Source organism: Nostoc commune NIES-4072, from assembly GCF_003113895.1.
GTDB classification, from domain to species: Bacteria; Cyanobacteriota; Cyanobacteriia; order Cyanobacteriales; family Nostocaceae; genus Nostoc; species Nostoc commune.
Window position 1 is genome coordinate 1,160,299 of record NZ_BDUD01000001.1, and the last position, 11,832, is coordinate 1,172,130.

Below are 11,832 nucleotides of genomic sequence, written 5' to 3' on the forward strand. Positions count from 1 at the left end.
ATCATCACAAGTTTATAAGAGTAAATATATTTAAATACAATCTTTACACTGAAAATACTGAGTATGCAGGCTAAATTTATCCTGTCTTGTTGTCATGCTAGAAAGTCTGCTTTATCTGCCCAGTCTAAAGAAGAGGATCAACTGGATACACCTGAAGCGTTCCCCCTTGGGGTTGCCGTTCGCGGTAGCGTCTCTGAAAGAGAAGGCATCGCTATTCAACTACGTGGTCATAAAATCTTGATCGAGCGATCGCCAATACTAAAACCGACCTATATGTTTTGCGATACGCCTTTTCCCATCATCTGAGTGAGCGCGATGTCTACGACGGGCTACGCTTACGCAAAAGGGAGCAATATTCAACAGCGATCGCCTATCAACCTGTATAGAGCGCACTTATAGCCAATTTAGGTAAATCAAAAATCATTTATAAATATCTTTTCATTACTTGTTGCTTCAGATTAGTAAAAGTCGATGTACGCACTCAAAAACAACAAAATTTTCATTTTGAGAGAAGTTGCAAGTCTGACGCTCATTAATAATTAATCCATGATCCTCAGGATAAATTAATTGTTTTTTATTAAAATCTACCTTGAGCATCCCCTCTGTATGCAAAAAGTGCTTTGATAATACATCTCCATTTTGCTCAAAACCTAGCGATAGTAAAAAAGATTTAAAATTGTCTTGAGTAATCATTTATTGCTTGTTCACGCCGATCTACCCATCATATAGCAATCCTAAATCATTCGTGAAAAATTAGATCCCCGACTTCTTGAAGAAGTCGGGGATATGGACATCGCGCATTTTCACAACTCAAATAAGATTGCTATAGGATTACTATTTGATTTTTGAACGAAATTAGGTATTGTAGAGTGTGTTAGAACGGAGTTCGTAACGCACTATGAACAAGGGTTTGATGCGTTACGCTGTCGCTAACACATCCTACGTATCTTTTCAGAAATCAAATCGGATTCCTATATATATGAAATGTACGAACATTTATTGTGAATGGCGCGATCGCCTTTTCCCGTTATCTGAGCGCGATCGCATAGGTTGAAATGATACCCGCCTTTGATTTGATGAAAATTGAACTAGCGATCGCAAAGCCAAATAATTACCAAATAATTGTTACCAAATTTGCAGCAAAAATATTTTGATCGCAAGTTAATAAAGCTACTTGATTTCCTTGACTCTCTACAACTAAAGCTGTTGATACAATTTGGCGATCGTGCATTTCATTGATAGAGGTTAGTTCTGCACTTTTTTCAATGACATCAAAATCCAGTGGATGTATAAAAACTCGTCTATCATTCTTTACAACCTTTAACAAGGCATCAACAGAAGGAATCGAAGTTTTACCACGACTAACGATCCATACCGACTCCGCCAAAGCGATCGCAGGCAAAATTAATTCACTGGTTGCATCAGAAAGAATAGCTTTTACAATAGGGCTTAAACGAGAATTACCTTCTAAAAACCAGATTAGAGCATGGGTATCAAGTATATATTTCATGTTGATAGATTCATGTCTAACTCAGAGCCTCGTCAGCATCGCCATGAAACTCAGCATCTTTGAAATCAGACTCAGTGGATTGCTGAGAACCTGAAAACATACCAAAAGACATAAGCTGACTATCTAAACTGACTGATTTAGAACTTAAAAAAGTTACAAAAACTTGGCTTTCGGTAATATTTTGTGGGACTTCAGCTAATTCGATTTTGCCGTTCCTGTATATTCCTTGAATTGTTTGTAACATAATGGGTTGCGTTGAGTAACTTGAGCGATCGCTAATTAAATCACGGCACTAGAATATTTTAACTAAAATTTGACAGACTCAAAACCTTCAGCGCGATAGCTATGCACAAAAAACCTATGCTGTATAGCATTCGCTATCATCTCAATTACAAGATTGCCATGTCTACGACGGGCTACGCCTACGCAGCATAAAGCATATAAAAAATCACAAAGTTGAAGAATACCTATATCAACGTGTGAATAATTTTAATCAGCGTCAATTTAATTTCACTTTTCATAAAAGCAACGCAAGTACTTCAACACGATATTTGAGTACTTCAACACGATATTCAGCTATTCGGAAAAAATGTTGATGAGTGTGGCGACGCGCTATGGTAAGAACAGTTTGCAGTATATGCAGGCAGGGGGTAAACCACGCAAGAGTAGTAAGCGATCCGTGGGGAATACTGCATTGAAGACTGCGCCAACAACGACGATCGCAGCAGTGATGACACCGAATACAGATAAAGCGACGACAAATGGCAATGGCACAAAGGCATTGCTAAAGTAATGGAAATTAGTTGATCGGTGCGATCGCCCGGCTCTTTTCTAGCCGGGCGATCGCTACAAACAATGCCATCTCTGCCATTACAAATAAAATGAGGGCGATACCTACGGTGAGCTACGCTAACGCATTCATAATTTGTAGTTTAGATCGCTCATTGAAAGTTTTTCTCTACCAAATTTCTACAGCAACGTAGATGTTTTTCTGGAACTCACGTATTACCTTGCTATGCTCAATAATTATCTTTACCAGTTGTTGTTTCGATAACTGGTTCAAGCTTTCTCGGTCTAAAACAGTACGGCAGGTGTTGGTTCATATTTGTGATACTCCCCCTCAACTATCCCCTTTGTCAATATTCTGTTACCTTAATCCTTACTTAAAAACTGCTCTTGCTAAAAGTAGACAAGAGCAGTTTTTAATAGCAAAGCCCAAAATTAAGAATTTAGGCATCTTCAAGTTCAAATTGAGCCACCGTAACGGCGTTAAAAGCGAAAGCCAAAACTAATGGCATCGGCGACTGCAACCAAAAGGTACAGAGAACAGCTAAAATTGTGCCAATTACTGCGGACATCGACCACAATCGTTCTTCAAAAGTCAATCCCTTCTCGGCTTTAATCACCCTGAGAACATGAACTGGAATTGGTTCCGGCATTACCCCACCCGGAGGGAAAGCCCAGAAGTTGTTACGTCGCTCTACAAATAAATCTGTCCAGCCATTTTCTTGGCACCATGCTTCAATCCATTGAAGTGAGTAATGATTCATCATCGGGTTTCGGAGTTCGGTTTGTCTAAGTTGTGTACTTGGTGAATGTAAACTCTTGGAGATTCCTGAAAAACTAACTAATCGCTATAAAATTAACGCTAATTATCCAACTTTTAAGCTTTGTCAAGCAGTTGAAACGCATATAATTACGCTCAAACCTTGCTTTCATTAATTAAAAGACTAACAGTTGATGGGGGCTGTTGAATTTAAAAGACAATAAACTTTACTTTAAACATTGAAAATCACGAATTGTAAATTAACCCATGAGTATTACTGCTTAAGAAAACTCTTTATATCCTGACATTCAAATCTAAAAATGAATAATTGTAAATAAGTCAACGAGCGTAGGTTCAGTTAAAGGGGAAATAAAATTGCGGCTAAGGTCATAAAGATAAATTTTTAATTAATTTTCTTTCTCAAGAAAGATGATTTAAATTTATATACCTCTCTGAGGGTAAATAGAATCAAACTGAAGCTAGGAGTAAAATATCTAAAGAAATAAAAACTTACTTAATTCAAATCAAATATATGTTGAGTATACTTTGGGGTATTGTTGTTGTACTGGTTGCTTTTTGGGCATTAGGACTGGCACTTCATATTGCCGGAAATTTAATTCATGCGGTGTTGCTTATAGCGATCGCTCTTGCTATCTATAATTTTTTCAAAGCGCGTGATGTGTAAATATAGTAGTTCCCGATCTAGTAAGGTAGGTTTTAAAAGTTATTAACCTTGGAAAAAAAGATTTGAGTGTACCTAAGCTGCTAAGGAAACGCTATATTGCCGTCTAGCTAGTAAGGGTGAGAAGCAATGTCTACCACAGGCTACGCATCTACCCTTTTTGCGTTACAAAATATTAAGCTAGGGAAATACATGTTCACCAAGTCCAGTAGCGAGGCTGGAAGTCTCAATTAAGATGATCCAATCTTGCTAATATTCAAATGCGGTAATTAAATGCAGCGATTAGACACCAAATTAACTCTCGATATGTTGTGGCGGCAAGGATTGGCGTTCCTTCTAGGAATTATTATATGGTGCGTGGCTGATCCCGCACAGGCAGTAGACTGGACTCATCCGCTTTCATTTAGCAATGCAGAGTTGTCAAGGCGTGATTTTTCTGGTGAAAGCTTGCAAGCTGCGGAGTTTTCTAACGCCAATATGGAACTGGCTAACTTTTCTAACGCTGACTTGCGAGGAGCAGTCATGAGTGCTTCGGTGATGACAAATGCAAATCTCCACGGAGCAGATTTAACGAATGCAATGGTTGATCAGGTAAACTTGACTAAGGCAGATTTGAGCGATGCAGTTTTCAAAGAAGCTCTTTTGCTCCGCGCCATATTTAATGATGTGAATATAGACGGTGCAGATTTTACAGATGCAATTTTGGATAGAGCGCAAATCAAAGAACTGTGCGGTAAAGCCAGTGGTGTGAATTCGAAAACAGGCGTGCAAACTCGTGATTCTCTAGGATGTCAATGAAACGTGTTGGTGTAATTGGTGGCGGACAACTTGCCTGGATGATGGCGGATGCAGCACAAAAGCTAGGAGTAGAATTAGTAGTACAAACTCCTAGTGAAGATGACCCGGCCGTGTCAATTGCTAAAGAAACTGTTTTTGCCCCAGTTGATGATGCAACTGCTACGGAAATATTAGCTCAAAAATGCGATGTTATCACCTTTGAAAACGAATTTGTTAACTTAGATGCTTTATCTGTTTTAGTACAACAAGGCATTTCTTTTCGTCCCAGGTTAGAAGCTTTAGCTCCTCTTTTAGATAAATATCATCAACGTTGCTATTTACGCGACTTGGGCTTACCTGTTCCCCAATTTTTAGCCCTTGACAAGGTAGAAAATCTTAAATCACAAATAGAATATCTAGGTTTTCCAGTAGTTTTGAAATCCCGCCGTCACGGTTATGATGGTCAAGGTACTTTCATAATTCAGGATTTTGCTACTTTAGAGCAAAAGCTAAGTTATGAAACTACAACAACTTTAAATCAATCACTTTTCTTGTTAGAAGAATTTATCCCATTTGAAAGAGAACTAGCAATAATTGCAGCTCGTTCTGTAGAGGGAGAAATTGTAACTTATCCAGTGGTAGAAACCCAACAAGAACAACAAGTGTGTCGGCGGGTAATTGCACCAGCCAAGATTACGCCTAATCAAGTAGCAGAAATCCAAGCGATCGCACATACTCTATTAAATAGCCTAGAAGTAGTGGGCATTTTTGGAATTGAGCTATTTCTAAGTACTAATGGCAAAATCTTGGTAAATGAAATTGCACCCCGCACCCACAATTCTGGGCATTTTTCTATTGACGCCTGTGAAACTTCGCAGTTTGAGCAGCACCTGAGAGCTGTTTGTGGTTTACCTTTAGGAAATCCAGCTTTGCAGTGCGCTGGCGCTGTAATGGTGAACCTACTGGGGTATGAAAATTCTCATAGCGACTACCAAAGCCAGCGTCAACAAATAGCAGAAATTCCCCAAGCGCACGTTCACTGGTATGGGAAGACAGAATCACGTCCTGGGCGGAAGTTGGGGCATGTTACCGTTTTGCTAGATAATCAGAATCGAGAGCAAGCGATCGCCAACGACATCGCCCACAGCATAGAATCTATCTGGTATCCCAGGTAAATTTTTCAGAAACTTTCGATGTTGAACACACAACATCTTTTTGAAAGCTATAATGGGTGAAGTTGCACTACGACGTTGGTGACTGCCATCAAGTTTTTTGATCTATGCCTTTAATGACAAGGGAGTCAACTGTTCTCGTGGCAGTAGACCGGGCATGTACCCGGAAACTTTAAACGAGGAATTTAGGTTCCCACCTGGATAAACCCAGGTCATAAACTTAGGTAAAACGGCGTCGCGGTGAACTTAAAATTATTAGCTCCTAAAGTCAGTTAGAACTTAGCTATTACGCCGTAAGCCTCCCACTGTACTGGGTACTCCGAGTCAGTGGCGAGATATAAGGCGGTTAAAAATAACGCGACCTCCGACCAATTCAATCCGCAGGATTGACAGGAAGGGGGTCAGCGTTATTTTTAACACTCTCTGGATTTGGCAGTCTATCAACCCAGTCTTCTACTATTTGCGTGACTGTTTTATCTTTCATTACAGCATAAGAGCGAAGTTTGTTTAATCTGCGCTGAGACATTCTGACATTTAATCTAGTAGTTTTCATATTTGTCTACCCGTTGTTGTCACTAATATGTGATCATAGTCGTAATCGTTGAGAGTGTACAAATGAGGACAGCGTACCAATACAAGCTACGACCAACAAAACAACAAGCCATTGAAATAGATAGATGGTTGTCTATGCTATGCGCTCAATATAATTACTTGTTGGTTGATAGATTTGATTGGTACGAGCGCAATCGCTCACCGATTAACGCTTGCCCTCTTGTCTGCCATATACCAGAGTTGCGGGATAACCCAGACTATTACTCACAAAAGAAAACGCTACCGCAGCTTAAAAAAACTCATCCTTGGTACGGTGAGATTTACTCGCAGGTGCTACAGGATATAGTTAAACGAGTTAAGGTGACGTTTGACCGTTTTTTCGCATGTGATAGCAATGGTAAACGAAGTGGACGACCTCGGTTTAAGTCACGCGACCGATACAGGACTTTTACTTATCCGCAAATGAAGGATGGGTGTCTGCAAGGCAATCTAATTACTTTGCCGATGTTCGGCATAGTTAAAGTCCTAAAGCATCGTCCTATTCCAGACGGATTTAAAATCAAGACTGCATCTGTTACCAAAAAAGCTGATGGTTATTATTTAACTTTAAGCCTTGAAGATACGACAGTCCCAAGCATTAAGCCTGATTTCAATGCAGACTCGATTACAGGCATTGACCTGGGCTTAAAAGAGTTTTTGACAACTTCCGATGGTGAGGTTGTTTCAATTCCTCAGCATTACCGTAAGGCGACTAAGCGATTGCGGGTCATTCAAAAACGTATCTCACGCCGTAAAAAAGGAAGTAATCGACGCAAAAAAGCTATCAAGCAAGTCGCCAAGCAACACAAAAAAGTAGCTGATAAGCGCAAAGATTTTCACTTTAAGACAGCGAACAACCTACTGAAAAAATATGATGTCGTAGTTCATGAAGATTTAAACATCAAAGGACTTTCTCGTTCGATACTAGCAAAATCTGTGCATGATGCTGGATGGTCAAGCTTCCTGTCAATTTTAACAACCAAAGCCGAAAATGCTGGGTTATCGGTAATTGCAGTGAATCCATCGGGTACGTCACAAGACTGTTCTAGTTGTGGGGTGAAAGTTCCCAAAAAGTTGCATGAAAGATGGCATGACTGCCCTAATTGTGAATGTAGTCTTGACCGTGATCATAACGCAGCGCGAAACATAAAAAATAGAGCGGTAGGGCATTCCGTTCTTAAAGCCAAGAGTCTCCTAAGCAGTAGCCGGATTGTCTTGGAAGCCTACACTGTATGCGTTGGCGAAGCCTCTCGTAGAGAAGCATCAGTGTAGGAGTATGTCACGAGCTTTAATTATTTGGCATTGCAGAACAGGGGGAGCAATTTGGAAGTTGCTAAATCATCTCGCAAATATGCAACGCCAATTATTTAAATAAGTATTACTTATAGCAAAAATAAGAAAATCTAAACTAAAAACCTGAAACAACGCAATTCAGCATTTTGGCTATATTAATCAAAAAAAATTAATTTATAAATTACTAATATCTGGAGATAAAAACAAAATCTGTATAACTTGATTCTAAATTAGGTATCGTTCAGAGTTAAGATGACAAAATTATCTGAAATTGTGGTTAAAGCTACAGAAAATTGTCACAGCAACTAACTAATACAGTATTTCCAGCCTCAGTCTTCCGATTAGACAGTGGTTTAACTTTTATTCATCAAGAGATTCCCACTACCCCTGTAGTTGTGGCGGATGTTTGGGTGCGTGCTGGAGCAAGCCTAGAGCCAGAACCGTGGTTTGGCATGGCGCACTTTTTAGAACACATGATTTTTAAAGGTACAGCGACGCTACCCCCTGGAATGTTCGATTCTAAAGTTGAAAATCGGGGAGGCGTGAGTAATGCGGCGACAAGCTATGATTATGCTCATTATTCTCTCACCACAGCTGCCCCTTATTTAAAAGATACTCTGCCCTACTTGGGAGAACTACTGCTCAATGCGGCAATTCCAGAAGATGAATTTAGCCGCGAACGAGACGTGGTGCTAGAGGAAATTCGCTCTTGTCAGGACGATTCTGACTGGATAGGCTTTCAAGGGCTGATTCAAAGCATCTATCCGCATCACCCTTACGGACGTTCGGTATTGGGTACTGAGCAAGAACTGATGCAGCAATCGCCAGAAGCAATGCGCTGTTTTCACCGCACTCACTATCAGCCGGAAAACATGACGGTGGTAATTGCAGGAGGTATAGCCCAGCAACCAGCTTGGGAAATGGTAAATAGTTCATTTGCTGATTTTGCCGAACGCTCTAATTGTCCGCAGTTTGAGAAAGTGACAAAGCCAGTAATAACCGGTATTCATCGTCAAGAACTGTATTTACCACGCATAGAACAAGCGCGATTATTGATGGCGTGGCTGGTTCCTGGAGTAGAAGAAATCCGCGCTGGCTTTGGTTTAGATTTGTTGTCAGTGTTATTGGCAGAAGGGCGGACTTCGCGTTTAGTGCGTGATTTACGAGAAGATTTGCAATTGGTACAGGGGATTTACAGTAGTTTTTCTCTACAACGGGAATCAAGTTTATTTACAATTACTGCCTGGTTGGAACCAGAAAACCTGGAGGAAGTTGAGTCCTTAATTTGCGCTCATTTGGATGATTTGCAGACTACAGGAATTAGCGAACAGGAACTTGGTCGTACACGCAGACTGCTATGTAATGAGTATGCGTTTTCTACCGAAACGCCAAATCAGCTTACAGGGCTTTATGGATATTACAATACCATCGCCCACGCTGAATTAGCTGTGACATATCCCCAGCAGATTCAATCTTTTGATGCCAAAGAACTACAAAAATTAGCTAAACAATATCTCTCGCTGGAGAATTACGCGGTTACTGTACTTAAACCGTGTTAGGCATTGGGCATTGGGCATTGGGCATGGGGCATGGGGCATTAGTTTTTGACAAAGGACAAAGGACAAATGACAAATAACAAAGGACAAAGGAAAAATGACAACCTTGCTGCAAAAATCGCCTATCCATCGTACTGTATTGAACAATGGCATTGTAGTGCTGGTGGCAGAAAATCCTGCTGCGGATATTATTGCGGCGCGAATTTTTGTGCGTGCTGGTAGTTGTAACGAAAACCGCGAGCAAGCAGGGTTGGCACATTTGCTCTCAGCAGTGATGACAAAGGGATGCGATGGTCTTTCTAGTTTGGAAATTGCAGAAAAAGTCGAGTCTGTAGGAGCGAGTTTGAGTGCAGATGCTGGCACTGATTATTTTCTGCTATCTTTCAAAACGGTAACATCCGATTTTGGAGAAATTTTAACATTAGCAGGGCGGATTTTGCGATCGCCTACTTTTCCCGAAACTCAAGTGGAACTAGAACGGCGTTTAGCACTCCAGGATATTCGTTCCCAAAAAGAGCAACCGTTTAATGTCGCCTTTGAACAAATGCGGCAGGTAATGTACCAAAATCATCCATACTCCATGTCAGTGCTGGGAGATGAAACCACCATGAGTAGCTTAACTCGTGCGGATTTAGTGGAGTATCACCAAACTTATTTCCGTCCAGATAATGTAGTAATTAGTATTGCTGGTAGAGTCACAGCCACAGATGCAGCCGCGTTGGTGGAAGAAGTTTTTGCTGATTGGCAAGCGCCAGCCCAAGCACTACCAATACTGAATTTACCTGAGATTAAAGTGGAACCACAGGTAAGGGTTAAGCCAATACAAACACAACAATCAATCGTGATGCTTGGGTATTTGGGAACATCGGTGAGTTCTGTTGATTACGCCGCACTGAAGTTACTGTGTACCTACTTAGGAAATGGGCTTTCTAGTCGCTTGTTTGTCGAATTGCGGGAAAAGCGTGGTTTAGCTTACGAAGTATCCGCCTTTTACTCCACAAGGCTATTTCCAGCCTCGTTTGTAGTTTATATGGGTACAGCACCAGAAAATACCAGCATTGCCCTAGAAGGACTGCGTACAGAAGTAGATTTATTATGTACCACCGAAGTATCAGAAAGCGCACTCAAAGCTGCTAAAAACAAGATACTGGGACAGTACGCTTTGGGTAAACAAACGAACGGGCAAATTGCTCAGATATACGGTTGGTATGAAATTTTGGGCTTAGGAATTGATTTTGATACAAAGTTCCAAGAATTGATTGCGGCTGTGAGTGCCCAGGATGCCATCGCTTCAGCTCGTAAGTATTTAAAAGAGCCTTACTTGTCTTTAGTTGGTCAAGAAGACGCAATTAATCGAGCGATCGCATAACTGAAAATGTAGAATCGTAAAATACAGCAGCTGTTTTTTAGACCAAGCGGCTGTACCATTAGCATGAGAATATTCTGGGAGTAAATTCCATGCAAAGCAGCCTGACAGCAAGTATTTTGAGTTACTTAAAATTACTAAACCCAACTGTAAATCGCTGTAGGATGGAAAAACGGCCAAAGAGGTCTAAATCTTTCTCAGCCATTGAAATTCTCTTGTTCTCCGCTACGCCTCTGGTTATTGCCTCAACGGCTGTAGTATCAATAGCAGCACCACAAAAAATTGCCCAAGTAAATCCTGGAAATAGCATCAACCGCCCTATCCTCAAAGTTGGTAGTCAAGGCGAACGTGTATCTGAACTTCAGGCAGCTCTGAAACTTTTGGGTTTTTATTCTGGTGCTGTAGATGGTATATATAGTGAGAATACAGCCAGTGCTGTTTCCCGGTTTAAACAAGCTGCTGGCTTGAATCCAGATGGCATTGTGGATGCTAGCACTTGGCAACGACTTTTTCCTAATCAACCAGTAGCAGCATCAACCATTCCTTCATCCCAGCCAAGATTTAACTCAGCTAATAATTTTCCTGTTCCAACCCAGGCTAGCAATGTCAGCAACGTTGTAAATTCCAATCCTCCAAGACAAGTAACACAAGTTCCGACTAACCCCGAACCAAGACCTACTACCCCAAGACAAGCTGTAAGACAAGTTCCGAACAGCCCTGAACCAAGACCTGCTACCCCAAGAAGAACTACAACTTCAAGCACACAGAAAACGCCGAATCGGACTACATCAACCACTCGAAGTCAGTCAACTACACGCACTCGACAAACTACTCGAACTCAGCCAAACACAACTACTAAGCGAACCCCTGGTATTCAATACACCTCAGAAGGATTGCCAATTTTGCGTATAGGATTACGTGGTTCTGAAGTTGTTAAGTTGCAACAACAACTGAAAAAGCTTGGTTTCTTGAAAGGCGATGCCGATGGAGACTTTGGCGAGACAACCGAAGCAGCTGTGAAAGCTGCACAAAAGAGCTATGGTTTAGAAGCTGACGGTGTAGTTGGTGGCTCTACCTGGGAGGTTCTTTTGCGGCGTTAGCCCCAACAGCGTTAGGCTGATACTAAAGTTGCTATCCACTGTGTGCAATTTTGATAGTTCCCTGAATGACTTTGGAACTTGCTAGTGGTAAATACCCTCTTTTAGGTACAGAGGTTTCTCTCGGTCGAGAAACCTCTATAGAATTTTTGCTGCTCTATAAATTTTTGATGAATTTAATTCCTGGTACATCCTGCAATACGATAAAGATATACCAATTAAAATTATCTCTCTATGCCATC

The 11,832-nt window shown here is 40.9% G+C and carries 15 protein-coding genes and 1 other RNA gene; 11 read left to right on the top strand and 5 right to left on the bottom strand.

What is annotated here, in order from left to right; translation table 11 throughout:
- Positions 1-63 precede the first annotated feature (63 nt).
- Positions 64-306 (top strand): hypothetical protein, encoded by a 243-nt coding sequence (locus CDC33_RS05140; protein WP_109007575.1) that lies wholly within the window; start codon positions 64-66, stop codon positions 304-306.
- A 147-nt stretch (positions 307-453) separates the two neighbouring features.
- On the opposite strand, the gene CDC33_RS05145 is transcribed toward CDC33_RS05140, so the two are convergent.
- Complete coding sequence (locus CDC33_RS05145; protein ID WP_109007576.1) at positions 454-693, bottom strand: hypothetical protein; 240 nt, start codon at positions 691-693, stop codon at positions 454-456.
- 205 nt (positions 694-898) lie between these two features.
- Here CDC33_RS05145 and CDC33_RS38335 point away from each other — a divergent pair, with 205 nt between their 5' ends.
- Positions 899-1,054, top strand: coding sequence for a hypothetical protein (locus tag CDC33_RS38335; RefSeq protein WP_181373897.1), 156 nt, complete (start codon positions 899-901; stop codon positions 1,052-1,054).
- 57 nt (positions 1,055-1,111) lie between these two features.
- Here CDC33_RS38335 and CDC33_RS05150 read toward each other — a convergent pair whose 3' ends face one another.
- Both CDC33_RS05150 and CDC33_RS05155 read right to left on the bottom strand, forming a co-directional pair.
- Complete coding sequence (locus CDC33_RS05150) at positions 1,112-1,510, bottom strand: type II toxin-antitoxin system VapC family toxin (protein WP_109007577.1); 399 nt, start codon at positions 1,508-1,510, stop codon at positions 1,112-1,114.
- Positions 1,511-1,526: 16 nt separating this feature from the next.
- A complete protein-coding gene (locus tag CDC33_RS05155) occupies positions 1,527-1,754 on the bottom strand; it encodes a hypothetical protein (RefSeq protein WP_109007578.1) in 228 nt (75 codons plus the stop codon).
- Between the two features lie 351 nt (positions 1,755-2,105).
- Here CDC33_RS05155 and CDC33_RS05160 point away from each other — a divergent pair, with 351 nt between their 5' ends.
- Complete coding sequence (locus CDC33_RS05160) at positions 2,106-2,303, top strand: hypothetical protein (RefSeq protein ID WP_146195776.1); 198 nt, start codon at positions 2,106-2,108, stop codon at positions 2,301-2,303.
- A gap of 436 nt (positions 2,304-2,739) precedes the next feature.
- Here the strand turns inward: CDC33_RS05160 and CDC33_RS05170 are convergent, their stop codons facing one another.
- Positions 2,740-3,063, bottom strand: a complete 324-nt coding sequence (locus CDC33_RS05170) for a slr1957 family protein (RefSeq protein ID WP_181373898.1) — start codon at positions 3,061-3,063, stop codon at positions 2,740-2,742.
- Positions 3,064-3,588: 525 nt separating this feature from the next.
- Here CDC33_RS05170 and CDC33_RS05175 point away from each other — a divergent pair.
- The 4 genes from CDC33_RS05175 to ssrS all read left to right on the top strand — a co-directional run bounded on the left by CDC33_RS05175 (position 3,589) and on the right by ssrS (position 5,935).
- Complete coding sequence (locus tag CDC33_RS05175) at positions 3,589-3,741, top strand: lmo0937 family membrane protein (protein ID WP_109007581.1); 153 nt, start codon at positions 3,589-3,591, stop codon at positions 3,739-3,741.
- A 303-nt stretch (positions 3,742-4,044) separates the two neighbouring features.
- Positions 4,045-4,536 carry a pentapeptide repeat-containing protein gene (locus CDC33_RS05180; protein ID WP_109012449.1) on the top strand — a complete coding sequence of 164 codons (492 nt, stop codon included), beginning with the start codon at positions 4,045-4,047 and terminating at the stop codon, positions 4,534-4,536.
- Positions 4,533-5,690, top strand: a complete 1,158-nt coding sequence (locus CDC33_RS05185) for a 5-(carboxyamino)imidazole ribonucleotide synthase (RefSeq protein WP_109007582.1) — start codon at positions 4,533-4,535, stop codon at positions 5,688-5,690. The genes CDC33_RS05180 and CDC33_RS05185 overlap by 4 nt, the downstream gene beginning before the upstream one ends.
- Before the next feature lie 61 nt (positions 5,691-5,751).
- Positions 5,752-5,935: non-coding RNA, 6S RNA (gene ssrS, locus CDC33_RS05190), on the top strand.
- A gap of 125 nt (positions 5,936-6,060) precedes the next feature.
- On the opposite strand, the gene CDC33_RS05195 is transcribed toward ssrS, so the two are convergent.
- Positions 6,061-6,240, bottom strand: a complete 180-nt coding sequence (locus CDC33_RS05195) for a hypothetical protein (protein ID WP_109007583.1) — start codon at positions 6,238-6,240, stop codon at positions 6,061-6,063.
- A gap of 62 nt (positions 6,241-6,302) precedes the next feature.
- Between CDC33_RS05195 and CDC33_RS05200 the strand changes: the two genes are divergently transcribed.
- The 4 genes from CDC33_RS05200 to CDC33_RS05215 all read left to right on the top strand — a co-directional run bounded on the left by CDC33_RS05200 (position 6,303) and on the right by CDC33_RS05215 (position 11,593).
- A complete protein-coding gene (locus CDC33_RS05200) occupies positions 6,303-7,550 on the top strand; it encodes an RNA-guided endonuclease InsQ/TnpB family protein (RefSeq protein ID WP_109007584.1) in 1,248 nt (415 codons plus the stop codon).
- Between the two features lie 314 nt (positions 7,551-7,864).
- Positions 7,865-9,130, top strand: a complete 1,266-nt coding sequence (locus CDC33_RS05205) for a M16 family metallopeptidase (RefSeq protein WP_109007585.1) — start codon at positions 7,865-7,867, stop codon at positions 9,128-9,130.
- A 94-nt stretch (positions 9,131-9,224) separates the two neighbouring features.
- Positions 9,225-10,496, top strand: a complete 1,272-nt coding sequence (locus tag CDC33_RS05210; RefSeq protein ID WP_109007586.1) for a M16 family metallopeptidase — start codon at positions 9,225-9,227, stop codon at positions 10,494-10,496.
- 161 nt (positions 10,497-10,657) lie between these two features.
- Positions 10,658-11,593 carry a peptidoglycan-binding domain-containing protein gene (locus CDC33_RS05215; RefSeq protein ID WP_244919145.1) on the top strand — a complete coding sequence of 312 codons (936 nt, stop codon included), beginning with the start codon at positions 10,658-10,660 and terminating at the stop codon, positions 11,591-11,593.
- Positions 11,594-11,832 lie beyond the last annotated feature (239 nt).

Bases quoted from the DNA above. Each gene is read 5' to 3' on its own strand.
- CDC33_RS05140 (WP_109007575.1), top strand. From the start codon at position 64: ATGCAGGCTAAATTTATCCTGTCTTGTTGTCATGCTAGAAAGTCTGCT.
- CDC33_RS05145 (WP_109007576.1), bottom strand. From the start codon at position 693: ATGATTACTCAAGACAATTTTAAATCTTTTTTACTATCGCTAGGTTTT.
- CDC33_RS38335 (WP_181373897.1), top strand. From the start codon at position 899: ATGAACAAGGGTTTGATGCGTTACGCTGTCGCTAACACATCCTACGTA.
- CDC33_RS05150 (WP_109007577.1), bottom strand. From the start codon at position 1,510: ATGAAATATATACTTGATACCCATGCTCTAATCTGGTTTTTAGAAGGT.
- CDC33_RS05155 (WP_109007578.1), bottom strand. From the start codon at position 1,754: ATGTTACAAACAATTCAAGGAATATACAGGAACGGCAAAATCGAATTA.
- CDC33_RS05160 (WP_146195776.1), top strand. From the start codon at position 2,106: ATGAGTGTGGCGACGCGCTATGGTAAGAACAGTTTGCAGTATATGCAG.
- CDC33_RS05170 (WP_181373898.1), bottom strand. From the start codon at position 3,063: ATGATGAATCATTACTCACTTCAATGGATTGAAGCATGGTGCCAAGAA.
- CDC33_RS05175 (WP_109007581.1), top strand. From the start codon at position 3,589: ATGTTGAGTATACTTTGGGGTATTGTTGTTGTACTGGTTGCTTTTTGG.
- CDC33_RS05180 (WP_109012449.1), top strand. From the start codon at position 4,045: ATGTTGTGGCGGCAAGGATTGGCGTTCCTTCTAGGAATTATTATATGG.
- CDC33_RS05185 (WP_109007582.1), top strand. From the start codon at position 4,533: ATGAAACGTGTTGGTGTAATTGGTGGCGGACAACTTGCCTGGATGATG.
- CDC33_RS05195 (WP_109007583.1), bottom strand. From the start codon at position 6,240: ATGAAAACTACTAGATTAAATGTCAGAATGTCTCAGCGCAGATTAAAC.
- CDC33_RS05200 (WP_109007584.1), top strand. From the start codon at position 6,303: ATGAGGACAGCGTACCAATACAAGCTACGACCAACAAAACAACAAGCC.
- CDC33_RS05210 (WP_109007586.1), top strand. From the start codon at position 9,225: ATGACAACCTTGCTGCAAAAATCGCCTATCCATCGTACTGTATTGAAC.
- CDC33_RS05215 (WP_244919145.1), top strand. From the start codon at position 10,658: ATGGAAAAACGGCCAAAGAGGTCTAAATCTTTCTCAGCCATTGAAATT.